The organism is Paenibacillus sp. FSL M8-0142 (assembly GCF_038597315.1).
Taxonomy (GTDB): domain Bacteria; phylum Bacillota; class Bacilli; order Paenibacillales; family Paenibacillaceae; genus Paenibacillus_AQ; species Paenibacillus_AQ lactis.
Map to the genome: position 1 here is coordinate 3,293,898 of NZ_CP152008.1, position 23,756 is coordinate 3,317,653.

The 23,756-nt window shown below is 47.7% G+C and carries 26 protein-coding genes; 19 read left to right on the plus strand and 7 right to left on the minus strand.

Annotated features, from left to right (window positions below; all coding sequences use genetic code 11):
- The first annotated feature begins 4 nt into the window (after positions 1 to 4).
- The 11 genes from map to NSQ46_RS15360 all read left to right on the plus strand — a co-directional run bounded on the left by map (position 5) and on the right by NSQ46_RS15360 (position 8,883).
- On the plus strand, positions 5 to 751 hold the full coding sequence (map, locus tag NSQ46_RS15310) for a type I methionyl aminopeptidase (RefSeq protein ID WP_007128062.1): 747 nt from the start codon (positions 5 to 7) through the stop codon (positions 749 to 751).
- Positions 752 to 1,190: 439 nt separating this feature from the next.
- Positions 1,191 to 1,499 (plus strand): PadR family transcriptional regulator, encoded by a 309-nt coding sequence (locus NSQ46_RS15315; protein ID WP_279615609.1) that lies wholly within the window; start codon positions 1,191 to 1,193, stop codon positions 1,497 to 1,499.
- Complete coding sequence (locus NSQ46_RS15320) at positions 1,496 to 1,843, plus strand: DUF1048 domain-containing protein (protein ID WP_213615621.1); 348 nt, start codon at positions 1,496 to 1,498, stop codon at positions 1,841 to 1,843. The genes NSQ46_RS15315 and NSQ46_RS15320 overlap by 4 nt, the downstream gene beginning before the upstream one ends.
- 13 nt (positions 1,844 to 1,856) lie before the next feature.
- Positions 1,857 to 2,204: a DUF1048 domain-containing protein gene (locus NSQ46_RS15325; protein ID WP_341341975.1), complete on the plus strand. Its 348-nt coding sequence runs from the start codon at positions 1,857 to 1,859 to the stop codon at positions 2,202 to 2,204.
- 15 nt (positions 2,205 to 2,219) lie between these two features.
- Positions 2,220 to 2,978 carry an ATP-binding cassette domain-containing protein gene (locus NSQ46_RS15330; protein WP_341341976.1) on the plus strand — a complete coding sequence of 253 codons (759 nt, stop codon included), beginning with the start codon at positions 2,220 to 2,222 and terminating at the stop codon, positions 2,976 to 2,978.
- A gap of 2 nt (positions 2,979 to 2,980) precedes the next feature.
- Entirely contained in the window at positions 2,981 to 3,742 is a 762-nt protein-coding gene (locus tag NSQ46_RS15335) for an ABC transporter permease (protein ID WP_341033344.1), read from the plus strand.
- Between the two features lie 167 nt (positions 3,743 to 3,909).
- Positions 3,910 to 4,728, plus strand: a complete 819-nt coding sequence (locus NSQ46_RS15340) for a TIM barrel protein (protein ID WP_007128056.1) — start codon at positions 3,910 to 3,912, stop codon at positions 4,726 to 4,728.
- 25 nt (positions 4,729 to 4,753) lie between these two features.
- Positions 4,754 to 6,103, plus strand: a complete 1,350-nt coding sequence (locus NSQ46_RS15345) for an amino acid permease (protein ID WP_342576947.1) — start codon at positions 4,754 to 4,756, stop codon at positions 6,101 to 6,103.
- A 111-nt stretch (positions 6,104 to 6,214) separates the two neighbouring features.
- Positions 6,215 to 7,228: an SIS domain-containing protein gene (locus tag NSQ46_RS15350; RefSeq protein ID WP_341033346.1), complete on the plus strand. Its 1,014-nt coding sequence runs from the start codon at positions 6,215 to 6,217 to the stop codon at positions 7,226 to 7,228.
- 65 nt (positions 7,229 to 7,293) lie between these two features.
- Complete coding sequence (frlD, locus tag NSQ46_RS15355; RefSeq protein WP_341033347.1) at positions 7,294 to 8,076, plus strand: fructoselysine 6-kinase; 783 nt, start codon at positions 7,294 to 7,296, stop codon at positions 8,074 to 8,076.
- 69 nt (positions 8,077 to 8,145) lie between these two features.
- Complete coding sequence (locus NSQ46_RS15360; RefSeq protein WP_213615613.1) at positions 8,146 to 8,883, plus strand: GntR family transcriptional regulator; 738 nt, start codon at positions 8,146 to 8,148, stop codon at positions 8,881 to 8,883.
- Positions 8,884 to 9,159: 276 nt separating this feature from the next.
- Here NSQ46_RS15360 and NSQ46_RS15365 read toward each other — a convergent pair whose 3' ends face one another.
- From NSQ46_RS15365 to NSQ46_RS15380, 4 genes are all read right to left on the minus strand, one after another.
- The gene (locus NSQ46_RS15365; protein WP_342576948.1) at positions 9,160 to 10,041 is read right to left on the minus strand and encodes a carbohydrate ABC transporter permease; all 882 of its coding nucleotides are present in this window, start codon (positions 10,039 to 10,041) and stop codon (positions 9,160 to 9,162) included.
- A 17-nt stretch (positions 10,042 to 10,058) separates the two neighbouring features.
- Positions 10,059 to 10,997 (minus strand): ABC transporter permease subunit, encoded by a 939-nt coding sequence (locus NSQ46_RS15370; protein WP_342576999.1) that lies wholly within the window; start codon positions 10,995 to 10,997, stop codon positions 10,059 to 10,061.
- A 95-nt stretch (positions 10,998 to 11,092) separates the two neighbouring features.
- Positions 11,093 to 12,682, minus strand: coding sequence for an extracellular solute-binding protein (locus NSQ46_RS15375; protein WP_213615609.1), 1,590 nt, complete (start codon positions 12,680 to 12,682; stop codon positions 11,093 to 11,095).
- A 99-nt stretch (positions 12,683 to 12,781) separates the two neighbouring features.
- Entirely contained in the window at positions 12,782 to 14,518 is a 1,737-nt protein-coding gene (locus tag NSQ46_RS15380; protein ID WP_341341977.1) for a glycoside hydrolase family 2 TIM barrel-domain containing protein, read from the minus strand.
- A gap of 152 nt (positions 14,519 to 14,670) precedes the next feature.
- Here NSQ46_RS15380 and NSQ46_RS15385 point away from each other — a divergent pair, with 152 nt between their 5' ends.
- The 6 genes from NSQ46_RS15385 to NSQ46_RS15410 all read left to right on the plus strand — a co-directional run bounded on the left by NSQ46_RS15385 (position 14,671) and on the right by NSQ46_RS15410 (position 20,134).
- Positions 14,671 to 15,507: an AraC family transcriptional regulator gene (locus NSQ46_RS15385; protein WP_213615605.1), complete on the plus strand. Its 837-nt coding sequence runs from the start codon at positions 14,671 to 14,673 to the stop codon at positions 15,505 to 15,507.
- Between the two features lie 537 nt (positions 15,508 to 16,044).
- Complete coding sequence (locus tag NSQ46_RS15390) at positions 16,045 to 16,443, plus strand: hypothetical protein (RefSeq protein WP_342576949.1); 399 nt, start codon at positions 16,045 to 16,047, stop codon at positions 16,441 to 16,443.
- Positions 16,444 to 16,658: 215 nt separating this feature from the next.
- Positions 16,659 to 16,991, plus strand: a complete 333-nt coding sequence (locus NSQ46_RS15395; protein ID WP_342576950.1) for a helix-turn-helix domain-containing protein — start codon at positions 16,659 to 16,661, stop codon at positions 16,989 to 16,991.
- A 412-nt stretch (positions 16,992 to 17,403) separates the two neighbouring features.
- On the plus strand, positions 17,404 to 18,135 hold the full coding sequence (locus NSQ46_RS15400; protein WP_342576951.1) for an NAD(P)H-binding protein: 732 nt from the start codon (positions 17,404 to 17,406) through the stop codon (positions 18,133 to 18,135).
- A gap of 13 nt (positions 18,136 to 18,148) precedes the next feature.
- The gene (locus tag NSQ46_RS15405; protein ID WP_342576952.1) at positions 18,149 to 18,607 is read left to right on the plus strand and encodes a DUF2269 family protein; all 459 of its coding nucleotides are present in this window, start codon (positions 18,149 to 18,151) and stop codon (positions 18,605 to 18,607) included.
- Positions 18,608 to 18,790: 183 nt separating this feature from the next.
- On the plus strand, positions 18,791 to 20,134 hold the full coding sequence (locus tag NSQ46_RS15410) for an FAD-binding oxidoreductase (RefSeq protein ID WP_007128047.1): 1,344 nt from the start codon (positions 18,791 to 18,793) through the stop codon (positions 20,132 to 20,134).
- A 153-nt stretch (positions 20,135 to 20,287) separates the two neighbouring features.
- Here NSQ46_RS15410 and arsC read toward each other — a convergent pair whose 3' ends face one another.
- Genes arsC through NSQ46_RS15425 form a run of 3 tightly spaced genes read right to left on the minus strand, consistent with a single transcriptional unit; the run spans position 20,288 to position 22,468 of the window.
- Complete coding sequence (gene arsC, locus NSQ46_RS15415; RefSeq protein WP_007128046.1) at positions 20,288 to 20,707, minus strand: arsenate reductase (thioredoxin); 420 nt, start codon at positions 20,705 to 20,707, stop codon at positions 20,288 to 20,290.
- 27 nt (positions 20,708 to 20,734) lie between these two features.
- Positions 20,735 to 22,129 carry an arsenic transporter gene (locus tag NSQ46_RS15420; RefSeq protein WP_342577000.1) on the minus strand — a complete coding sequence of 465 codons (1,395 nt, stop codon included), beginning with the start codon at positions 22,127 to 22,129 and terminating at the stop codon, positions 20,735 to 20,737.
- A gap of 12 nt (positions 22,130 to 22,141) precedes the next feature.
- A complete protein-coding gene (locus NSQ46_RS15425) occupies positions 22,142 to 22,468 on the minus strand; it encodes a metalloregulator ArsR/SmtB family transcription factor (RefSeq protein WP_342576953.1) in 327 nt (108 codons plus the stop codon).
- Between the two features lie 170 nt (positions 22,469 to 22,638).
- Between NSQ46_RS15425 and NSQ46_RS15430 the strand changes: the two genes are divergently transcribed.
- Both NSQ46_RS15430 and NSQ46_RS15435 read left to right on the plus strand, forming a co-directional pair.
- Positions 22,639 to 23,088, plus strand: a complete 450-nt coding sequence (locus NSQ46_RS15430) for a MarR family winged helix-turn-helix transcriptional regulator (RefSeq protein ID WP_007128043.1) — start codon at positions 22,639 to 22,641, stop codon at positions 23,086 to 23,088.
- Between the two features lie 59 nt (positions 23,089 to 23,147).
- Positions 23,148 to 23,591, plus strand: a complete 444-nt coding sequence (locus tag NSQ46_RS15435; protein WP_342576955.1) for an NAD(P)-binding domain-containing protein — start codon at positions 23,148 to 23,150, stop codon at positions 23,589 to 23,591.
- Positions 23,592 to 23,756: the final 165 nt, after the last annotated feature.

Sequence of the window (23,756 nt, forward strand, 5' to 3'; positions counted from 1 at the left end):
TGGAATGATCATCCTGAAATCGAGCTCTGAAATTGAAGAGATGAGAAAAGCGGGCTCCATTGTCGCTGCTTTTCACCAAGCCATTGCAGATATGATCCGTCCGGGTGTCACAACGCTCGATATCGAGTCGTTCGCGGTGCGGTTTTTGAAGGAGAATGGCGCCAGGGCTTATACGATGGGCTACAACGGCTATCCGTTTGCGACATGCGCGTCTGTCAACGACGTCATCGCCCATGGTTTTCCGAACCGGAAGCCGCTCAAGGAAGGCGACATCGTCACAATCGACATCGTCGCGGAGGCGGATGGCTGGATCGGCGATTCAGCCTGGAGTTATGCGGTCGGTGAGGTGTCGGACGAAGCCCGTAAATTGATGCAGGTAACGAAGGAATGCTTATATCTTGGTATCGAAAAGGCTGTAGTCGGAAACCGGATCGGCGATGTCATGCATGCGGTTCAAACCCATGCCGAGCGCAACGGATTTTCGGTGGTGCGCGATCTGCTCGGTCATGGCGTGGGAAGGGAGATGCACGAGGAACCGAATTATCCGCACGTGGGGAATCCGGGCAAAGGCTTCCGCTTGAAGGAAGGGATGGTATTTACGATCGAGCCGATGCTAAATGCCGGAGCACCGTTTATGACGATTGATGCCGACGGATGGACTGCCAGAACCGCTGACGGTTCGCTTTCCGCACAGTACGAGCATACGATAGCCATTACTGCGGATGGTCCGATTATATTGACTGCACAATAGAATTTACTTTTATGATTAGAAACCGAATTCAAATTTAGTTTTATTATTAAACGTGAGACATCGACTATCTCGCGTTTTTGTATGGGCACCATTAGGGAAACTAACTAACTTTTTGGGAAGACACATCCTTAAAGGATGTTTGACGACAAGTACATAGAAGCATATAAGCCGCGTAGCAGCGGCTTTTTTTTGTTTTGACGGTTATGTTCTTATTATCAAAACCTTGAGGATAAGAACATACACTTTTAGCCGAAAATGATAAGAACATATAGGGGGAACCGTGGTTGAAACGGATGATCAACATTGAAGTTATTCCTGCTGGAACAAAGACCCGTTGACAAAGCGGCTACTACGTGTTACTTTATAGCAGTAGTAAGTAATACTGCATACCAGTCGTACAGAATAGCAAGGAGTGATTGTGCTGGAAAACCTAACGGAAATGCTCAAGGGTGTGCTTGAGGGCTGTGTCCTTGAAATTATAAGCCGCAAAGAAACCTACGGCTACGAAATTACACGGCAGCTGAACGCCCTCGGCTTCAAGGATGTTGTGGAGGGAACGGTGTACACCATCCTGATCCGGCTTGAAAAAAACAAATTGGTGGAGACCACCAAGAAGCCCTCCGACATGGGACCGCCGCGAAAGTTCTTCGCGATCAACGACGCGGGACGTGAGGAGCTGCGGAAGTTCTGGGAAAAATGGGAGTTCGTATCATCAAAAATCAACGAATTAAAGGAGGAGAAACGATGAATTTTTGGGAAAGAATCACAGGCAGCGACATGACGAAGGAAATGAAAGCCTTTGAATCGCGAGCCAAAAAGCTGCCGGCTGACTATCAAGCGGCATGGGAACAAATTAATGCATATCTTTGGCCGCACTCCGATTTCACCGGCCGCAACCTCATGCCAATTCTTGACGGTGTGCTTGGGCTGCTCGAAGAAACGGCGGCTGATGGTCAAAATGTTCAAGAGGTTTTGGGTGGCGATATCAAAGGCTTCTGTTCAGCCCTGGCGGGTGAAGAAGGGGCAAAGTCTATTCGCGACAAGTGGCGCGAGCAGCTCAACCATAATATTGCAAAAAAATTAGGCAAATAGGAGGGAGGATGACATGAGAATCCGAGATATCATCGAAGGCAGAAAAGAGTGGCGAGCGCACGTGGCGCGCGTCAAAGCGCTTCCGCAGGATTATCAGATTGTTTATAAAGAGATTCAAAAGTATCTCTTTAAGGTCGGCCCAGTTGAACTAACCGAAGGGACGGGTTTGCTCTCGGGGATTGTCGATCTATTTGAGGAAGGCGCGGCTTCAGGGAAAGGTGTGCTCGAAGTAACGGGCAGTGACGTAGCGGCTTTTTGCGATGATCTAATCCAAGATTCAAAAACGTACGCAGACATTTATCAAGAATCTATTGGCCAAGGAGCTAACAAGACGGCGAAAAAGGATACGGATAAAAAATAAATAGGGGGGATCGGGATGAAAACAGCGATTGAAGTTAAAGGTCTGCGAAAATCTTACAAGGACGCAGAGGTTTTGAAGGGCGTCGATTTTGATGTGAGGCGGGGTGAAATCTTCGCTTTGCTTGGCTCCAACGGCGCGGGCAAGACGACGATTGTCAGAATTCTTACGACGCTGCTCAAACAGGGTGGAGGCACAGCCGTTGTAAACGGATTTGACGTTGCGTCAAATCCCGAGAATGTGCGGCATGCGATCAGTCTGACCGGGCAATTTGCCGCGGTTGACGAGATATTGACCGGGCGGGAGAATCTGATTTTGATCGCCAAGCTGCGACACCTTAAACATCCGCGTCAGGTTGCGGATGACATGCTCAAACGCTTCGGCCTGACAGATGCCGCGGACCGCAAGGCATCTACTTATTCAGGGGGGATGCGCCGCAGGCTCGACATCGCCTTGAGCCTTGTGGGTAATCCGCGGATTATTTTCCTCGACGAGCCAACGACCGGGCTTGATCCTGAAGCACGCATCGAGGTTTGGAAGACCGTAAAGGAACTGGCGGACGGCGGCACGACGATATTTCTGACCACACAGTATCTGGAAGAGGCTGAGCAGCTTGCCGATCGAATTGCCATTTTGCATGAGGGTAGGATTATTACCAATGGCACGCTTGAGGAACTGAAAAAGCTGTTCCCGCCTGCAAAGGTGGAGTATGTGGAAAAACAACCTTCATTGGAGGAGATCTTCCTCGCAATCATCGGTAATAAGGAGGGTAAGTAACGATGAATAAGTACTTTTTCAGCGACATGAACGTTATGCTAGGACGTTCCATGCGCCATATTTTTCGCAGCATGGACACCATCATCACGGTCTGCATTACACCGATTGCGATGATGCTGCTGTTTGTCTATGTGTTTGGCGGCGCAATTCAAACCGATACGGATAACTATGTGAATTATCTGTTGCCCGGCATCCTGCTGATTGCGATTGCAAGCGGGATATCCTACACGGCTTACCGCCTGTTTATGGATAAGCAACGGGGCATCATTGAGCGGTTTCACTCCATGCCGATTGCTCGTTCCGCCGTGCTGTGGGGGCACGTGCTGACCTCGGTGGTATCCAACGTCATTTCTCTTATCGTCATCATTGTCGTAGCACTTATTATGGGCTTTCGCTCTTCGGCAGGGATTTTTCCATGGCTCGCCGTAACCGGCATACTCGTTCTGTTTACGCTGGCTTTAACTTGGGTTGCGGCGATTGCCGGATTGTCCGGTAAATCGGTCGAAGGTGCAAGCGCATTTTCCTATCCGCTTATCTTCCTCCCGTTTATCAGCTCGGCCTTTGTGCCGACCGATTCGATGCCGAAGGTCGTTCGCGCTTTTGCCGAAAACCAGCCGGTAACTTCAATCGTGGAAACCATCCGTGCGCTATTATCAAATCAACCGGTAGGCAATGATATCTGGATTGCGCTTGCGTGGTGTATCGGCATTATGCTCGTCGCTTATTTCTTTGCGATGCGTGTGTACAATCAGAGAGCAGCTTAATGTTTGCAGGCTTTACAATAAAAATCGCGGTCAAAACCCGTTAAGAAATCCCTTATTTAGGGAACTCTTGGCGGGATTTTTTTTGCGAAATGGATTGAAATTATTGTATTCGTTGAATATAATACAAGACATAACAATATAAAGCGTTTTCAAGAGGAGGTGGAGCCATGAATATTGCAGGCATGAATATTACGTACAGGCATTTTCCGTTCGAGCATTTTCTTGAATCCATGACGGAGCTGGGGGTGGATCGGATCGAGCTGTGGGCAGGCGAGCCCCATTTTTACGTGTATCGGGGAGGGATCGGCCAATTAAGGCGCATCAGGAAGGATCTCAAATCAAGGAACATGAAGGTGGTTTGTTATACCCCAGAACAATGCGTGTATCCGTTTAATCTTGCGGCTTCGGATCAGGAGCTGCGGCAGAGAAGCGTGGATTACTTTGTCGAAAATGTATACGCAGCGCTGGAATTGGATGCCAACATGATGCTGGTCACCTCTGGAATCGGAAGCTTTCATGTACCCGTCGAGGAGTCCTGGAAGTATGCCGCCGATTCGATCGGTCGGCTGTCCAAGGTGGCAGAGCGGGAGGGAGTCACGCTTGCTTTGGAGCCTTTAACCCGCTTCGAATCGAACCTCATCACCGACGTCAAAGGCATTCAACGAATGATGGACGAGATCCGATCGCCGGCGCTCAAAGGAATGATCGACACCGTAGCGATGCAGCTCGCCGGGGAGAGACCAGAGGATTATTTCTCTACGCTGGAGGAACTCTGCCATTTTCACTTGATCGACGGGGATGGAGCGACGGACGCTCATCTGGCCTTGGACGAGGGGACGCTGGATTGGAGAGGTTACCTTGAAAGTCTTAAACGGCATGGATACCAAGGCACTTGTTCGTTGGAAATCATGGGATTTCATTATTATCAAGATCCGCACGATACACTCATGCATTCGATCCGGAAAATACGGGAAATAGGCATCTAATCATCTTGATATGGAGGAACTCACGATGAGTAATGGCACACTTACACGAAAGCTGGGCTTTTGGTCCGCTTTGGCTTTGGCCGTCGGAACGACGATCGGCTCCGGGATATTCGTCTCGACCGGAGACGTAGCCAGAGCCGCGGGATTGCCCTCGATATCGATACTGGCCTGGATTATCGGCGGCGTGATCGCCATACCGCAAGTCATGGTGCTAGCGGAGCTGTCAACGGCCTATCCCGAAAATGGAAGCGGTTACGTTTATCTGAACAAGGCGGGCTGGCGACCGCTTGCCTTCCTGTATGGCTGGGCGACGTTCTGGGCGCTGGATCCCCCGTCCATTTCGATCATGGCGCTGGCGATCGTCACGTATCTGGCAACCTTTTTTCCGTTTTTCTCGGGAATCGCCGGCAAACTGCTGGGGATCGCGATTATTCTGTTCATCACCTCCATTCACTACCGGAGCGTGAAGGAGGGTGGGCGATTTCAAGTCGTCATTACGCTGATCAAAATCATTCCGTTTCTGATCGTGATCGTTTTAGGTTTGATGTACATGAATTACGATCACTTCTCCTACACCCCCGCGCCCGGCTCCGCAAGCGGCAGCTTGATTGGCGGCATTTCGGCCACAACCTGGGCCTACACGGGCATGGCGTCGATCTGCTTCATGGCGGGAGAAATCCGGAATCCGGGCAAAGTGCTGCCAAAAGCGCTCATTAGCTCGGTGCTGATTGTCCTGGGGTTATACACGCTGCTTTCGGTGTGCATTACGGGGCTTATGCCTTTTGACAAATTGCTGGGTTCCAGCGCTGCCGTGTCCGATGCCGTCAGCTATATTCCGGGGTTGGCCAACATCGCGTCCCCATTCGTGGCGGTCACGGCCATCATCGTCATCCTAGGCTCCTTAAGCTCGTGCATCATGTTCCAGCCCCGCCTGGAATACGCCATGGCCAAGGACGGGCTGTTCTTTCGACGGTTTGCCAAGGTCCATCCCAAGTATGAAACACCAAGTTTTTCGATTGTGGCCCAGGTGACGTATGCCTGCATCCTTGTATTTTTCAGTGATTTAACTTCGCTGCTCGGGTATTTTACCCTGATCCAGCTGGTCATCAACATTTTGGACTTTGCCGCCGTCTATAAATGCCGGAAAAGGGAGGATTATAAGCCGATTTACAGAATGCCTATTTGGAGGGTGACGACGGTTCTGGCCATTCTTGGAGCGGCGTGGCTTGCTTGGGGAACGTTTACCTGGGCTCCACTTGAGGGGATGATCGCCGCGTTGATCGTCATCGCAACCGGCTTGCCCGTCTACTATTACTGGGAAAAGAAATATGGCCGAACAAGGGACCCGGACAACAAACCGCATATCGTGGCGTAACGATCTGTCATTTAAAAAATGATTGCAACAAATGTATTACCAAAATATAATACAAGACATAACAAATAAAGAATCGGAGCGCACCTGCTCTGGTACAGGAGGAATCGATCAATGTTTAAATTTGACGAAGAGCTTTTCCTAAGACTTGTTGAAACAGAAGGGCTGGCATACCGAAGCCAAATCGAGGAGATTGTGGACGGGATCTGCCGGAAAGGTTACAGCAACATTTTCATGATCGGTGCCGGCGGCACGATCGCCATGATGTACCCTTACGAATATATCCTCAAATCCAATTCGTCGATCGACGTGCACGCGGAAATCGCCGCCGAATTCGTGGTGATGAACAACAAGCATTTCAGCAAAGATTCGGTATGTATCTTCACCTCGGTATCGGGAACCACCAAGGAGATGATCGAGGCCATCGAATACTGCAAATCTCGGGGGGCAACAACCTTTGCTTTGGTGGCCGAGCCGGATACGCCGATCACCAAGCTGGTGGACCACTGCATCACGACGGGATCGGAGAAGCATTCCTTCGATACGTTTTTCATGCTGCTGTATATGGTCGTATTCCGGTTCATGCATAACCGTAACGAGTTCCCTCAATACGAACAGTTCACGAAAGAAGTAGCCCTGCTTCCGCGGGCTATTCTGGACGCCGTCAAAGCATTCGACCCCAAGGCGGAAGCTTTTGCCATTGAGCATAAAGACACCGACTACCACATGATGGTCGGCTCCGGTAACCTGTGGGGCAATACGTATTCTTATGCCATGTGCGTGCTGGAAGAGATGCAGTGGATCAAGGCCAAATCGATTCATGCAGCCGAGTTCTTCCACGGTACGCTCGAGCTTGTGGTGGAAGATACCAGCGTTATCCTGCTGAAGGGCGAGGATGAGACTCGGCCGCTGACAGATCGCGTAGAACGTTTTGCCGAAAAAGTCACGAAGCGACTGACGGTCATCGATACCAAGGATTTTGCCATGGAAGGTATCAGCGAAGAGTTCCGGAAGCATTTCGCAGTCAGCATCAACTGGGCGCTGCTCAGCCGGATCAGCGTCTATCTGGAACGCGAGAGAAACCATCCGCTAACGCTGAGAAGATATTACCGCAAGATGGAATATTAATATGCACCGGGAGTGCTGCAATACCAGGCGGCACTCTTCTTTGAACAGAGGGAAGGTGAGAGAAAATGCGAATCGTGACCGTCGGAGACAACTGCATGGACGTGTATCAGTCTACCGGTGAGGCTTACCCTGGAGGAAACCCGGTGAACGTGGCCGTCTATTTGACTGAATTGGGCGCGGACACCGCCTATATTGGCTGGGTGGGAACCGACCGTTATGGGGAGATCATGGTCCGGGCGATCCAGGATAAGGGCGTCGATACGTCAAGGGTATCGGCCAAAGAAGGGACCACTGCGGTGACCTACGTCGAAATGGCAGGCAGCGAAAGAAAGCTGGGAGATTATGAGGAAGGCGTAATGTCCGGCTTCTCCCTCAGTCCGGAGGATCTTCGGTTTACGGAGTCGTTTCAGCTCGTCCATTCCGCAATATGGGGCCATGCCGACCGCTATTATCCTTTTTTTAAAGAAAAGGGGCTGCTGACCTCTTTTGACTTTGCCGATAAGCTGGACCATGAACTCGTAACGACGCTTGCGCCTTATGTGGACTATCCGTTTTTGTCTTATACGCAGGATGACGAGCATATCCGGAATCTGATGAGGGAAATCAAGGCCCGGGGTCCCCGAATCGTCGTGGCTACCTTGGGCGACAACGGCTCGCTGGCTTATGACGGCGTCCAATTTTATAAGCATGGGATCGTTGAAGTAGAGGTCGTCGATACGCTGGGGGCGGGGGATTCTTTTATTGCCGGGTTTATTTACGGGACGCTGAGCGGGCTTCCGGTCGATAAATGCCTGGAGCAAGGCGCGCAAAGGGCCGCGAAAACCATCAGCTATTTTGCCGCATGGTGACTGAGGGCGACCATCAATGTATAATAGAGGGATAAGAAATGATCATTGATGGATAAGGATGAATGCTCGATGAATTTAAATCCTTCGACCCCTCAACCGCTGTATATGCAGATCCGGCAGATGTTGAAGAATGACATCCAGCACGGGCGATACAAACCGGATGAGCAAATACCGACGGAAGCAGAGCTGTGCGACATTTATAACGTAAGCCGGATTACGATCCGCAAAGCGATTGAGGAACTGGTGCGGGAAGGAGCCCTTACCCGGATTCCGCGGCGGGGGACTTTTGTGGCCTCCAACAAATTTCACAACGAGCTGCTGTCTGTAAGCGGATTCTCGGAGTTCAGCCACCAGCTTGGCATGATTCCGAATTCCCGCATTCTACGAAGCAATGTCATTGAAGCGACGGAAGAGGTGGCCGGGCATCTTGCGATTGAAGCCGGCAGCCCTGTCCTGGAGCTGGAGCGTCTCATGTATGTCAATGAACGCCCGCTGTTCTACGATATCGCGCATTATTCCCTGACCCGATTCCCCGATCTGGAGAAGAAGATCGCGATGAACGAGTCCACGTATAAAATTTTGGCCGAGGAATACGGGACGGAGATCGTAAGCAACGATAAAGAAATCGATGTCATTAGCGCGACACAGGACTATGCCAAGCTGCTGGAATGCGATGTCGGGGCCAATTTGTTTCGGATTTTGAAAATCGCCTTCGATGCCAAGGACGAGCCCGTACATCTCTCCACGTTCATGTGTGAAACCAATCGGGTGACTTTGACGGTGCATCGGGCCAAGCAGGCGGATTAGAAACACGAATAGTTTCGCGTACAACCACGCTGAAATGTTAACTGTTCGTCGAGTTTCATGAGATTATGTTGAGCGGGGCTAATCTATTTTGATTTCGCATACAAGGGAGTCCAATGGAGAGACCGCTTTGAGAGGGGCCCGTATGCAAATCAGCAAGCGTTAAAACCTTTTACATAGGTTTTAACGCTTTTTTTTATGCAATCAACGGTAAAGGATTGCCAAACATGATGAACGTTTTTCCAGCAAATTGTGCAACCTTAAAACCATGCTATCCCATTATTCTTTGAGCGCACCGATCATCACGCCGTGCACAAAATATTTTTGCAGAAACGGATACAGAACCAAGATCGGCAATGTTGATACAATGATCGTTGCGTACTTTATGGTGATCCCGATATCCAGACGATCGCCGGTCGCTGCTCCTGTCATCATACTATCTGTGCTGTTGGAAATCAGAATCTCCCTGAGCACCAGCTGCAGAGGGAACAGCTCCCGGTCACGTAAATAAATCAATGCATTAAAATACGAATTCCAATGTCCGACGGCATACCATAAAATCATGACGGCAATCACGGGCATAGAAAGGGGGATAATAATCCGGGTCATGATCACCCAGTCAGTCGCTCCGTCGATGCGTGCCGATTCCTCCAAGCTTGCCGGAATGCCTTGAAATGCCGTTCGCATTATAATTAAGTTGAACGAGTTGATTGCTCCTGGCAGGAGAAGGGCCCAAGGCGTATTTAACATCCCAAGATTATTAACCAGCAGGTAAGACGGAATAAGCCCACCACTGAATACCATGGTGATCACGATCAGGAGCATGATGTGGTTTTTGAAATAAACATTACGACGGGAAAGTGCATAGGCACCGAGCGTTGTCATGATCAAGTTGATGACTGTTCCTGTTGTCACGTACAACAGCGTATTCCGGTAGCCAGTTGTAAGCATAGGATTTTCGAGTACCGCTTTATAGGCATCGAAACTAAACCCTTGTGGATAGAACAGCATGCCGCGAAACTGGGCCATTTCTGTAGGATTGCTTAGTGATGCAAACAGGATATAAATAAACGGATAGAGTGTAACGAAGCAAAGCAATACCATAAAGCAGAGATTGAACCAAGAAAACACAGTTTCACCCAGTGAACGTTTAGTGGTCATTTTTCTTGCTCCTCCTTTTACCACAGCCTGTGTTCGCTTACCCGCTTGCTAATTGTATTGGCGAGTGTAAGCAATATGAAGCTGATGACTGAATTGAACAAGCCTACGGCAGCGGAATACCCGAAATCTGCTCCAAGAATACCTTTTCGATACACATAGGTTGAAATAACATCAGCCGTTTCGTAAGTAAGCGGGTTGTAGAGCAAAATGATTTTTTCACTTCCTACGGCAAGCATCGATCCTATATTAAGGATAAATAAGATTACAATGGTCGGCATAATGCCTGGGATGGTGATATGCAACGTTTGCTTCCAACGACCTGCGCCATCGATACGAGCCGCATCATACAGAGTAGGATCAATGGAGGACATCGCGGCGAGATAGATAATAGATCCCCAGCCGATTCCTTGCCAGATCCCGGAGGATACATAAATAGAGCGAAACCATCCCGGCTCTTGCAGGAAAGCGATGGGCTCATATCCAAAAAAACCGAGGATATTATTAATCAGACCATCACGGGCAACAAAGTCGACAAGCATTCCGGCTACTACTACGATTGAAATAAAGTGAGGGAGGTAACTAATCGTCTGTACAACGCGTTTGAAGAAGATAAGTCGAATCTCATTAAGTAATAGAGCCAGGATAATTGGGGCAGGAAATGCAAATAACAATTCATAAAAGCTGATCATTAAGGTGTTTCGAAGCAGTCGCCAAAAGTAAGGGTTTTCAAAAAAAATCTGGAAGTGGGTAAAACCCACCCATGGACTTTGCCACACCCCATCGGCTATACTATAATCCTTAAAAGCTATGAGCAGGCCATACATAGGACCATAATGAAAAATGGCGTAATAAATCAAAACAGGAACAAGCATCAAATAAATATAGCGATTACGAACCAAGTCCCTCTTGATGATACTCTTTTTGCTTTCAGCAGGTACTCTAACTGCTGAAAGCATAGAGCTTCTATCTAAATCAGACACGAATTCTCCCTCCCGGATGTCCGGAAAACGGCAAGCTGCCCCATGCCATCTTCCGGAATTGTTGGTAATGCTTATCGGTTGTTGTATCTTTCTAAAGCTGCTTGTTGAATTTGGATCGCTTCCTCGATTCCTAAACCTTTTAGCATTTCTACATAGGTATCGAAATTTTCGAGCGGCTCTGAACCCATAATAAATTTGAGAATCATTTCGTCTTTAAATGTATTAACGTCAGTCATAATCGAGGAATATCGGCTGCTATCTTCTACAGAGATACTAACGGGAGGCATTCTTTTTTCTTGTGTAGTATTTGACCACAATGTCATTGCTTCTTTTTGTTCCGGCTTGGTCGTATACTGCTGCGTATGACGTACATCCTGCACAAAAGGACCTGATGTAGCGCCCATAATATGCTTTCTGAAGGCTTGGGAAATCGGCAGCCCGTCAGGATTATTCAAGATAGCATCCGTATACTGGGGCTGGTCGTCAACTAATGTGTAGGTTTCGCCTTCTTTTCCGAAATTCATGATGAGTTTTCCTTCTTCACTGTACAAGTAATCCAGGAATTTTACGGTTTCAACAACGTTTTTGTTACTTCCGGTTATCGCTGCGAAGATGCCGGTAACGGGATTATCCATATGTCCGAACACCGGCTTTTCGCCAGGATGCAAAGTCGGATAGGGGGTTCCGACAAGTTTAAAATCCGGTTGGCTCTTCGCCATCAAGTCCATGTATTTTCCTATTCCGCCATTGAGAAATAACACCGTCGATCCGACCTGATTTCCTGTTATTTTGGCATCTGTCATCTTGGCATCCGCTGTCGCGAAGTCCTTGTCGAGCAGTCCTTCGTTATACCATTGGTTCATTGTGGCCAAGTATTCCTTGAAACCGGGTTCAATGGGTCCGTATTTGACGATATCATTCTCCCGGTAGAAATCATTAGGTGTTCCGAAGGCACCGGCAAAAGCTAGTTCTCCTGCCGGAATGAGAATCGGAATTTCGTCCGCTTCACCATTTCCGTTGGGGTCTTGCTCTTTAAACGCTTTCAAAACGGCGTACCATTCATCAATGGTCGTTGGTACAGACAAATTTAATTGATCCAGCCAGTCTTTGCGAATTGCTGGTCCCAAAAACACTTGCTGGGTGACGTCCTCCCGAATGAACGGAAAGCCAATGAGATCTCCATTGTCTGTAGAAGCCATTTTTCTCCATTCCGGATGATCGTCCAGCAGTTTTTTTAAGTTGGGGGCATGATCCAAATAATCATTCAATGGAATGAGTTTCTTATCTCTGATTGCTTTCTGTGCTCCACCGGGGTAAGCGTTCCATCCATAATCTACAACATCAGGCAGTTTATTTGATGCTACCATCAAGTTGAATTGTTCCCCGAGTTGACCTTGTGCCGGATGCTGAAATTCAATTTCCACCCCGGTTCTGGCCTCAATTTCCTTCCATGAAGTAACTTCTCCATAACTCTTCATAATGGCGGCAGCATCCGGAAACAATTCTACCCAATACGTTAATTTCGTTAGTGGTTGATTCTGCTTTGATCCCGTGGGTTCCGCCACCTCCGATCCTTTCCCACTGCACGCAGCCAGCGTAGTTGTAAACAGTCCCAAGATCATTAAGACAATTGCATACCTGCTTATCTTTCGTGTGTGCATGAACAAATCGCCCCTTCTCCAAAAGTTATGTTCATTCATTTGGAATGACGGTTTATCATCTGATCTGCAGGAGCATCCCACCCGGGATGCCCTCACGGATCATTTCAGCGTGGAACCCCAGTCGTATGGATCGTTTTGGCCGGTATAAATGCCCTTGACGACGCGATAGGCAAGCTTGGGTTTCCGGTATTCGTTGAGCAGCCCTTTGTTATTGAAGGATCGTGCCCGATCCCTGAAGTGGGGAAGATGACTCTGCAGCTGGGCCCTTGTATCTACAAACTGCCAGACGTAGGTGCCGCTAATCTTCGGATCGGACCGGAAGAGCTTCAGGGACTTGCCGAGGATATCAGCCTGGTAGTCCTCGCTGAACAGACGGGGTTCCCAGCCGGAATCACCGAATACGCCTGCTCCGCCAAATTCGGTCATAAGCACCGGAGTGCTCTCTGCTCCATATTCCTTGCAGCGCGCATGAAAGACTTCAAGCATTTCTTCGAACTCGACATGTCCGAAATACCATCCGCAATAATAGTTAATTCCGATAACGTCAAATAGTCCGAGGCAGATGTCTTTCATGGGGTGCATCGTGGCATAAGCCACCAGTCTTGACGGATCTTTACTCCTAACGAGTTCTGTCATCTTGATAGACAATTCATAGGCCTGCTTGGAGCGCGTATCAATCTCGTTATGGACAGACCAGAACAGGATGGAGGGATGGTGAAGATCTCGCTCAATCATCTCATCCATCATGGTCATCGCGCGTTCAACGAATAGCGGGTCGCCCGTCTCCGCAGCAGGAAATGCGGCCCCCCAAATCGGAATTTCGCTCCAGAAGAGCACGCCACGCTCATCCAGCAGATCAAGCCAGTATTCACTTTGAGGGTAATGTGACCCCCGTACAGTGTTGCATCCCATCTGCTGGATAATATCAAGCTCCTTGGTCATCAATTTGTTGGGGAAAGCGAAGCCCCATTCAGGGTGTTCCTCGTGACGGTTAACTCCCTGCAGATAAAGCTCCTTGCCGTTTAGCAGAATCTTCTTGTTCCGGGTCTCCACGGTGCGGAACCCGATGCGGTCTGTATGGTCGTCATGCCCGGCTACGGATCTGATCATGTAGAGAACAGGATCCTCCGGTTCCCACCGCTGGAGGTCCGTCCAGGTTTGTTCCACGACTAGTTCCATGCTGCCTTTGGCAGGTAGGGAAGCGCTGTCAGCAAAGAATATCTCATTATTCCGATAGAGGGATAGGGGCACTTCGACTGAAGTGTCCGACATGGAGCGGAGCTTAAGCAAGATTCGGACATCAGCACTGGAATCTCCTGTCATCTCGTAGGTGATACGCATTCTCTCGATCGAGACATCAGGCAGTCGTTGTACCTCTACGGGCCGGATGATTCCGCCGTAATGAAACCAGTCTACAACGTGGTATGGCAAAGTGTTGCGCCCCAGCGTGCTGTCTGTGCGGACGACAAGTTGGTGAACCCCGGCTGTGACATTAGGGATCGTGAAATCAAATGGAGTAAATCCACCATAATGGTATCCCAGATGCTGACCATCCCAGTACACATCGGCATGACCCATCACGGCGTGGAACAATAGACGCAGATGGCTGCTCTCGTCAAGTGTTACCCAAGTCCGGTACCATGCCACTCCTTCGTAGTCGAACTTACCGAGCTCGTTATTCCAACAGGACGGCACCGGTATACGATCATGCATGGAAGGAAAGTTTGTGTGCCAATCCTCAGATAATCCAATATCATCCTTGTCAAAAACGAAATCCCATAACCCGTCGAGAAATTGGCATTCCCTAAGTCGATGCTGCTGAAACGTGCGGATCATATTTACCATCTCCAATGATTTTTCTTTAGATATTCAATAACTGCTGGTCTGTATGTTCGGAGTGTAGCACCTTCAGCAAGTAAGGGACAATGGCAAAAACAATCCTAATCATTTATCATAAATGATACAAATCATAATAAAGGGGGAAACCAATGGAATATGCTTTGGGAAATATGGTGGTGCATATACACTGGGTACTCGCAAAGCCGGCGCTGCCAGGCTGGGAGGATATTCGGCAGACCGTTTCCGGGCATACCTTTTACTACATCTACAGCGGTAAGGGAATTTTCCGCAGTGAGGAGGGGGACGTAGAAGTTGAAGGAGGCACATTGGTGTACCTTTGGCCCAGGTTGCCTCTTCATATGAAGTCCTCCGAGACGCACCCGCTTCGAATGACGATGCTGCTCTTTGATTGCGCTTCGCTAAGAAAGAATGAGAATGGGTGGGATGCCCCTGAGCCTATTGAACGACTGCGGCTGCCATTTCTTTTGCCTTTACAGAGTGAGCGTATGGGAAAGATCGGAGAGCTGTTCCGTGAAGCGGAGAGAGAATGGGTGCCTGGAGATCTCGTTCGAGAGGCGCGAGTAAAATCTGTCTGGTATCGCTTATTGCAAGAGGTGCACGAGGCGGCGGAAGCAGGTGGAAGAAACCATGGTGAGGAAGGAATAACAGCGGCTCTTCGCAGGTTCAAGGAGAAACTGGACACGGGATTTGCCACCGAGTTTCGCATCACCGAATTGGCGGAGCAGACTGGTTTCTCGCCTGTTTATATACGCAGAAGCTTCGCAGCACGTTACGGGTGCAGTCCCAAGGAATACCTGGACCAGCTTCGCAATGAGCATGCCCTCCGCCAGCTCCGATTCACAGGTGATTCCGTCACGGATATAGCGAGAGCATGTGGTTACACTGACGTCTACCAGTTCAGCAAAACGTTTAAGAAGCGCAATGGTCTATCTCCGAGCGAATACCGCAGAACACAAAGAGAGTGATACCCGCCTGAACATCTGTCAGACATAGATTTTGCCTTCAATAGGAGCATTATTACGAACTTAATCTTGTTGAGCGGTATCGATAACTAGATTTAAGATATCTGATAAAGAACATTTGTTCTCTCGGATAAGATTTATAGATGAACTTTACGATTAGAAAGTCGCATGATTTGCGGCTTTTTTGTCATAAGTAACTGGGTTCTTGTCAGAACTCATTGACAAAAACTTAGTTGCGTAGCTGACTAGACAGGTGTATTTAAGGCTTAAGACTAAACATTAAAGCACAACGATAACTTTCTTAAAATTGATTTAGGAGGAATCAATGGTACACCCGCATTATCCTTCGCACTTGCATGAATGTTGTATAGTTATTGGAAACGAAAGGTGGGGGATGTTATTGAAACTCTGAGTTCTTCAAAATTCGCCCGAAGTGGTGCCATGTAGGGACTGGGATCATCATCCTCTGGTACTATAGGAGGTCTTTCCGATGAAATCCTTACATTCGTTATACAAATAAATACAGAGTGAGGTTCTACAATGAAAGCTGATAGCCCAGAACGCCAACGATTGCTGATCCAATCGATGCAGTCAACTTTAAAGAAACTCGAAAATGCTTATAACAACATGATTGGGAAAGAAGCAAACATAACCCTCATTAAGAAACGACGGGATGCCGTGAAAATCGCTTTAGATAGTCTAGAAAATGCTTGGCATGGAACAGGGTTTCCATACGAGATGTTGGACATCTTCGAAGCCCGAACTGTTATTGTCGGTATTCTTCCTTCTGTTAAAAAACAGTATCAAAACGCTAAAGAAGGCAGCCCTCAAAAGACGTTACTAGAAAGACGCATTGCTTCTATTGAAGCAGCCATAAATGCTCTGGATACCATATCCGTTAAAGGGGATTCCAACTATGTGATTAAGGATGAAGTTTGAAGGGAAAGGATTAGGATAACTTGATCCCAATCCGATCCTTAAGAAGACTTTATCTCATTCTCGATGGATCGTAGGGCGGGTGTGAAGGCAGGATTCGTTAAAGTCTGATTCCCTTTTTCGTTTTCATGTTTGACTTGATCGTAGAGCTGGCGTAAAATTCAATTATGGCAATTTTAGGTAATGCACTTACTTGAAAGTAAGGGGATGATCCATCGATGATTCATCAGCGTCAATGTCCGATTGAGACACTCATTCATGTTTTAGGCGGCAAATGGAAGCCCCTGATTTTATGGCATTTGATGGACTCTAATAAGCGATTCAATGATCTGGAGAAGCTCATACCTGAGGTGTCACAAAAAATGCTCTCACAGCATCTCCGGGATCTGGAACGGGAAGGCATTGTCGATAGAACGGTCCACCCTGCGGTCCCTCCAAAAGTAGAATATTCACTCAGTGAGTACGGAAAAACATTGATCCCTGTAGCAGAAGTCATGTGTGCTTGGGGAGAAAATCATAACAAGCGGAATATTGAAGACTCAGCGTCATAACGGTGGTTCAATGAACTTGTACATGGCTTCAATACCCCAAACAAAAGCTGTCACGGAAATCCCGGGCAGCTTTTGTTTTACCTGCGATCGCAAAATGACAACATTAATTCAAGTATGCACCACTCAATGACGACCGTATGAGTCAAGTAATTGAATTCGCCCCCCCCCCTTGGCACGTGGCATTCATTAACGAGTTTTAGATCCTAAATGCCCCATTCTGTAGAATTGCCGTCAATCTGCCTATAAAAGAGCTCCCATTTCCTCCTGATCTTCATGTTCATGTTGGTGTCCTTTTGTCATGCTTACTTTTTAGTAAGGACCCTACTTTAAAGTGGGTTCTTAACATCATGCAAGGGCGATGCTAAGCTTGAGCTAACCAAATAATGGGGACATGAAAGAGGAGGAAAAACCAATGAAAATTGTTGTGTTTGGAGCGACAGGGAATACAGGGAAGAGAGTGCTGCTACAAGGGATAAAAATGGGTCATGAAATGACCGCTTTTGTGCGAAATTCGGAGAAACTTTACGAGCAACTAGGCGAGCATTCCGCCAAGCATGTGAAGGTTATCGCGGGCGATATGATGGAACCGGCTAGCGTCGGTGAGGCGCTCGCGCATCAAGACGCCGCTATTCTTGCAGCCGGCCATGCGGGGCAGGGAGACGAATTTAATCGGATCGTTGACAACATTATTAGCCAATGTGAATCGGTGCCAAGTTTCTCCGGGCGGGTATGGGTAATGGGGGGAGCCGGCCTGCTGGATATACCTTATACAGATCTAATCGGCAACAATTTACCCGGCTTTCCACCTGAATACAGGAACCATAACCGGAACCTCGAAAGGCTGCAACAGACTGGACTCGATTGGTCCATGATGTGTCCGGGAACCATGACAGTGTCGAGAGAGCAGCCGGATTCGGTTCCTCTGCTTGTAACCACGGAAACCTTACCCGTTCCGGTTCCAGAGACGATCAAGGAATATTCCGAGACGGATATTACCGGTTACTTGTTCAGTCGATTTCATGAGTTGAATGTGGCTTATGACGATGTGGTCGCATGTATGCTGGAACATCTTGAGCTCGAAGGACCGTTTAAAGGAAAAAGGATCGGTCTAGCCTATCAAACCCAACATTCGACGGTGCGCTAAGGAGGAGGGAACTATGGGTTTGTTTGGAATCCTGCTCGTTTTGCATATATTGGCTTCAATCGCTATCATGGGCCCCACTTTTGTTTTGTTCATCATTCGAAGATTCGCCAAGACCGTCGGACAGCTGCACTTTGCATCTGGTATAGCAAACAGACTCTCTATCCTTCCTAAAATCGGCGGTACCGTCCTAATTTTAACCGGGGTTTGGCTTATGATCATAACCAAGACGGGGTTCTCCCAAATGTGGCTGAATGTATCCATCCTTTTAGCGCTGCTCACGGTCGTCCTGATTGACGGATGGATCGAGCCCCGTGTGAACAAGATCGAGAAGAGCATTTCTGAAAATTACGACCAGGGTAATGAGATACCCGCCGAATTCGGACTGCTGATCAAAAAGATCGTGCCCATCGAGACGGCAGCGCAGCTGCTGATGATTGCCATATTGGTGCTTATGGTCATGAAGCCATTTTAAAGGGCTGGATGGGGACAACAAACCGATCGTAGAGTCATTAAACTGACTTAGAATCTCCTCACGAAATTTTAAGGGCACCAGCCCATACACGTCACAGATTTCCATCATACATTATATAGCATCCGCCGATATGTCAAAAATGTATTCATTCTTCTCATTAATTCTAAGGAGATGGACAGATCCGTGAAGTCAGATGTGAGGCTTACTGGGCGAGTGATTTTTAGGGGTGACCCTGGGTATGAAGCAGCGCGCAAAAATTGGGATCCACATACGGACAGATTTCCTAAGGTTTTTGTTTTTGCTCAGAAAACACAAGATGTGGCCAATGCCATTCGATGGGCTCGAAAAAATAAAGTCCCCTTGCGCCCGCGAAGCGGAAGGCACGCCTTGGAAGGCAATCTCTCGCAGGTCAATGGAGGAATCGTCATTGACGTCAGCGAAATGAAGAAAATTCGTCTGAACAAAAAGAGCAGCACAGCAGTAGTAGAGACCGGGAATCAGGTTGGCCGAATCGTCGATACGTTGGCTCGGCAGGGTTATATGGCCCCATTTGGCGACAGCCCAACGGTAGGGATCGGCGGCATTACGCCTGGTGGTGGAATCGGGCCGCTACAAAGAACGACCGGTCTCATCAGCGATAATTTAATCGAACTCGAAATGGTAGATGCCAAGGGGAGAATCATTCGTGCAAACAAAAAACAAAATTCCGACCTTCTATGGGCATCCCGTGGGGGAGGCGGCGGGAACTTCGGCGTTTATACCAAATACAAATTCAAGGTGCTGCGTGCTCCAAACAAAGCCACAGTATTTCGAATCACCTGGCCATGGGAGCAGTTTGAAAAAATCGTGAAGAAATGGCAGGTTTGGGCTCCGAACGCCAGTACCAAGCTCGGAAGTGAATTAAGCGTCGGTCCCAAAAAAGGCGGAAATGTCAGTATGCTGGGGATCTACCTAGGATCAAAACGCGAGGCGCTTACCCAACTGGAACCAATTCTTAGTGTTGGCACCCCGACGCAAAAAATCATCCGTTATCTGCCATACAGGGAAGCTACTAAGTTTATGCTCGCCCCCGATCCGGTTCTTACACAAAGATTCAGCAACCAGTTCTCCAGCGGCTTTGGCAGACGTCCATTTCCAGAGAAAGCCTATAAAGTCATGCGCGAGTTTCTGGAAAAAGCAGAGGGAGGGACGCCAGCCGGGTTCTTTTTCCTGAATTGGGGCGGCGCCGTAAGCCGCATCGCACCTAGAGCCACCGCATTCTACTGGCGCAAAGCTAAGTTCTACGTGGAATGGAACAGCTCTTGGGTGAATCCATCTCATGCAGCTAGAAATATCGCTTTGGCCCGAAACACCCGAAAGAAATTGCAGCCTTATATCGTAGGATCCTATATTAACGTTCCAGACCAGGGCATTAAGAGTTCAGGACCGGTCTATTATGGAAAGAACTATCCAAGATTGAGAAAAATAAAAGCAAAATATGATCCGAAAAATGTATTTAACAATCCGCAGAGCATTCCTCCAGCTTAACGATAACCAATCAATAAGAGCAAATCGAAAGTCGTTAGTTTCTACAAAATAAAGTGATTCAAAATAATCTACAACCATTCAATAAAACAAGAAGGCAGCCGTTAATGATATCGGCTGCCTTTATTGAACCAGCGAGCAGGGAAGGAGACTTGTCTATTCGCCTGAGACGGCAAACTTAAGTATTCGATCCCCAATCTCATCTCGAACCCTTTGGAACACAGCCCACTTTTCTTCATCCGTGCCCTGAGCTTTCGCAGGATCATCAAATCCCCAATGAACTCTTTTTACTGTCGGCGGGGTAACAGGGCATTTATTTGCAGCATCCCCGCATAGCGTTACAACCATATCCGCTTGGTTAAGAATTTCCGGATCAACCACATCGGAGGTTTGGTGGGAAATGTCGATCCCTACCTCATTCATGGCTCGAACAGCATTGGGATTCAGCCCGTGAGCTTCGATACCAGCACTGTATACATTCCAGCTGCTCCCTAGATGCTGTTTAGCCCAACCTTCAGCCATCTGACTGCGGCATGAGTTGCCGGTGCAGAGAAAGTATATGGTTTTCTTCTCCACGAATCATCGTCTCCTTTTATATAAAAACTACAAAACTGCTAACCACAAATAGAGCCCAAGCAAGGTTATAAACAGCGTTGGGACCGTGAGAATAATCCCGGTCTTAAAGTAAGTTCCCCAAGAAATTTTGACCCCTTTGGTAGAAAGTACATGAAGCCATAGCAATGTTGCCAATGAACCGATCGGCGTGATTTTAGGCCCCAAATCAGAGCCGATCACGTTAGCATAAATTAATGCTTCCCGAATCGTTCCAGACGCCTGAGTAGCATCAATGGCTAGCGCATCAATCATGACGGTAGGCAAATTGTTCATGACCGATGACAGAAGAGCGGCAATGAACCCCATACCCATTGTCGCCACAAATAATCCTTGGTCAGCAACGGTTTGTATAGCTATTGCGAGCAAATCGGTAAGTCCCGCATTTCGGAGACCATACACCACGACATACATGCCGATAGAGAAAAAGACAATTGCCCAAGGAGCTCCTATGAGGACTTCTTTGGTTGGGACCACCCGACTGCGCTGGGCAAGTAATAGGAACATAAGAGCGATGACACCAGCTATAAGGGATACAGGGATATTCAGAAACTCGCTGATAAAATACCCAATTAAAAGAACGATTAGAACATACCAAGAGATCCGGAACAAGAAGGGATCCTTGATGGCATCGGCAGGCTCCTTCAAGCGGGTGGCTTCAAACTGCCGCGGAATACTTTTACGGAAGAAGAAATACAGGACCAAGATGCTGGCGATCAGTGAAAATAAATTCGGAATGATCATTCGGCCGGCGTATTCCGCGAACCCGATTCCAAAGAAATCAGCGGATACGATATTGACCAAGTTGCTCACGACGAGCGGAAGTGAGGTAGTATCCGCGATAAATCCACTCGCGATAATGAAAGGGAACACCCTTTTCTCATCAAAGTTAAGTGCCCTTACCATGGCCAATACGATCGGTGTCAAAATGAGGGCTGCTCCGTCATTCGCAAAAAAGGCAGCGACAACAGCACCCAGAATGCTGACGTATACAAACATGCGGATGCCGTTTTCACGAGCAGCTCTTGCCATATGTAGGGCAGCCCACTCAAAGAATCCAATCCTATCTAAGATTAGTGAGATGATGATGATCGCAACGAAAGCTAATGTGGCATTCCAGACCATTTGGGTAACATCCCAGACGTCTTGGACACTAACTACCCCGGCAAGTAACGCCAGCACAGCACCGCCGCAGGCTGACCATCCGATGGATAAATTTCTGGGCTGCCAGATAACCAAGGTTAAGGTAATCAAAAAAATAATACTAGCTAATACAACAGTTACCATCTCGTCCTCCGTTTGCTTCAAAGTCGGTGTCATCGATGAACGACGGAAATCATTATATAACCATATACTTATATAAACAACAAGAAAAAACTTCAGAATGCTGCAAAAGCCTCATTCGCAAACCGAAGTGATTTCTTTTTTGTTAAGCGCAGTTAGAATGGTCTTAGAATTAGGCGTATACTCGAGCACCGACCTAATGTATGGTGGAACATCTACACTCAAGGAATAATATACCCACTGACCGCGTTTATCTTCTTTTACTAGGCCCTGGGATTTTAATTTTCTTAAATGCTGACTTACGCCGGGTTGAGAAATCTCCAGGATATCAACGAGTTCGCATACGCAAAATTCCCGGTCCTTCAACAAGGACAAAATGGTGAGACGGGTACCATCGCTAAGCAGCTTCAACTTATCAGCCGTTTCGTAGATTTGCTCCAAACTAACACCTCCTTATCTGATCAACCATTTCTCACATAAGTAAACGGTTATATAATATTCGGATTCCGGTAGAAAATCAAATGAAAGATAAGTCTTTGATTTCTTACCCGAATAACATTTGCATATTGCAAATGTTTCGTGTATAAATGAATCAAGAGGTGAACAGTACAATGGAAAGCACTCGCGAACTATTTCAGATTATGACACGCCGTTTCGGCTTATTGAACAAAAATTGCTGCACTGTGGGTGGTAATGACATCACTCCTGTCCAAAGCCATATTTTGTTCGAAGTCGACCGTCAGCATAATCCTTCGATCCAGCAAATCGCAGAAACATTGGGGACCGATATTACAACATTCAGCAGACAAGTACAGTCTCTAATCAAAATGAATTTAATTAAAAAGACACCTGATCCTGCCGATCGCCGGGTATCGACCCTCTCCTTAACGGTTGAAGGGAAGTACGTAGCTACAACGATCGACCAACAGATGAATGCTTATCTTGATGAAATATTCTCATTTATGACCGAATTCGAGAAAGAGACGGTCCTTCGTTCCATCAAGTTAATGAATGAGGCCATGGCTAAATCTGATAACTGCTGCAGACCCATTATTGGGTAAATTTTTTTACCTTCAAATACTTGTATAATGCAAATAATGAACGAAGGGGGGGCTTTAAGATGGCACCCGTTTTAGCATCAATTGTTATCGGAGGCGGGCAGGCCGGTATGGCTTCCGTGTATTACTTGAAGAAAAACGGGCTCAAGTTTTTGATCTTGGAAGCAGGCGAGCATGCAGCTGGTTCCTGGCCGCATTATTACGATAGTTTAAAGCTGTTTTCGCCAGTAAGGTTGTCCTCATTGCCAGGTATGAGGGAATCCGGAGCTGCAACCCACTATCCGTCACAAAATGAGGTGATTCAGTATTTTCCCATAGGGGCTCTTGGCACTGAGGGAAAACCGATACAGACAGCAGGAATAAGACTTACCGCTCCAGGACTCTATTATGTCGGTTTGGAAGGACAGCGTTCCTTCGCTTCCGCAACATTAAGGGGGGTGGGGCCGGACGAAAAATACGTTGTAAGCAAGCTAATGCGTTATTTGAAAATAAGAAATCATTTATAGGGAGGATCTTACCTATGTACTTAAATTGGTGGGACGAAGAATATCTTTTGAAGCAGCAGCAGCTCGAAGTTGAGCGAGCCAGTAGGGAAGCATGGAAATGGAAAAAGCCAAAAGAGGGGTTGTTGAACCAACTTCTTTGGAGACGGCAACCTGCGAATTCAATAG

What these genes read in the sequence shown, in the direction of transcription:
- NSQ46_RS15380 (WP_341341977.1), bottom strand. Translation starts at nt 14,518, where the DNA reads ATGATCCGCACGTTTCAGCAGCATCGACTTAGGGAATGCCAATTTCTC.
- frlD (WP_341033347.1), top strand. Translation starts at nt 7,294, where the DNA reads ATGCGAATCGTGACCGTCGGAGACAACTGCATGGACGTGTATCAGTCT.
- NSQ46_RS15375 (WP_213615609.1), bottom strand. Translation starts at nt 12,682, where the DNA reads ATGCACACACGAAAGATAAGCAGGTATGCAATTGTCTTAATGATCTTG.
- map (WP_007128062.1), top strand. Translation starts at nt 5, where the DNA reads ATGATCATCCTGAAATCGAGCTCTGAAATTGAAGAGATGAGAAAAGCG.
- NSQ46_RS15315 (WP_279615609.1), top strand. Translation starts at nt 1,191, where the DNA reads ATGCTCAAGGGTGTGCTTGAGGGCTGTGTCCTTGAAATTATAAGCCGC.
- NSQ46_RS15405 (WP_342576952.1), top strand. Translation starts at nt 18,149, where the DNA reads ATGGGTTTGTTTGGAATCCTGCTCGTTTTGCATATATTGGCTTCAATC.
- NSQ46_RS15390 (WP_342576949.1), top strand. Translation starts at nt 16,045, where the DNA reads ATGAAAGCTGATAGCCCAGAACGCCAACGATTGCTGATCCAATCGATG.
- NSQ46_RS15395 (WP_342576950.1), top strand. Translation starts at nt 16,659, where the DNA reads ATGATTCATCAGCGTCAATGTCCGATTGAGACACTCATTCATGTTTTA.
- NSQ46_RS15370 (WP_342576999.1), bottom strand. Translation starts at nt 10,997, where the DNA reads ATGCTTTCAGCAGTTAGAGTACCTGCTGAAAGCAAAAAGAGTATCATC.
- NSQ46_RS15435 (WP_342576955.1), top strand. Translation starts at nt 23,148, where the DNA reads ATGGCACCCGTTTTAGCATCAATTGTTATCGGAGGCGGGCAGGCCGGT.
- NSQ46_RS15325 (WP_341341975.1), top strand. Translation starts at nt 1,857, where the DNA reads ATGAGAATCCGAGATATCATCGAAGGCAGAAAAGAGTGGCGAGCGCAC.
- NSQ46_RS15340 (WP_007128056.1), top strand. Translation starts at nt 3,910, where the DNA reads ATGAATATTGCAGGCATGAATATTACGTACAGGCATTTTCCGTTCGAG.
- NSQ46_RS15345 (WP_342576947.1), top strand. Translation starts at nt 4,754, where the DNA reads ATGAGTAATGGCACACTTACACGAAAGCTGGGCTTTTGGTCCGCTTTG.
- NSQ46_RS15320 (WP_213615621.1), top strand. Translation starts at nt 1,496, where the DNA reads ATGAATTTTTGGGAAAGAATCACAGGCAGCGACATGACGAAGGAAATG.
- NSQ46_RS15350 (WP_341033346.1), top strand. Translation starts at nt 6,215, where the DNA reads ATGTTTAAATTTGACGAAGAGCTTTTCCTAAGACTTGTTGAAACAGAA.
- NSQ46_RS15360 (WP_213615613.1), top strand. Translation starts at nt 8,146, where the DNA reads ATGAATTTAAATCCTTCGACCCCTCAACCGCTGTATATGCAGATCCGG.
- NSQ46_RS15365 (WP_342576948.1), bottom strand. Translation starts at nt 10,041, where the DNA reads ATGACCACTAAACGTTCACTGGGTGAAACTGTGTTTTCTTGGTTCAAT.
- NSQ46_RS15400 (WP_342576951.1), top strand. Translation starts at nt 17,404, where the DNA reads ATGAAAATTGTTGTGTTTGGAGCGACAGGGAATACAGGGAAGAGAGTG.
- NSQ46_RS15335 (WP_341033344.1), top strand. Translation starts at nt 2,981, where the DNA reads ATGAATAAGTACTTTTTCAGCGACATGAACGTTATGCTAGGACGTTCC.
- NSQ46_RS15385 (WP_213615605.1), top strand. Translation starts at nt 14,671, where the DNA reads ATGGAATATGCTTTGGGAAATATGGTGGTGCATATACACTGGGTACTC.
- NSQ46_RS15430 (WP_007128043.1), top strand. Translation starts at nt 22,639, where the DNA reads ATGGAAAGCACTCGCGAACTATTTCAGATTATGACACGCCGTTTCGGC.
- NSQ46_RS15330 (WP_341341976.1), top strand. Translation starts at nt 2,220, where the DNA reads ATGAAAACAGCGATTGAAGTTAAAGGTCTGCGAAAATCTTACAAGGAC.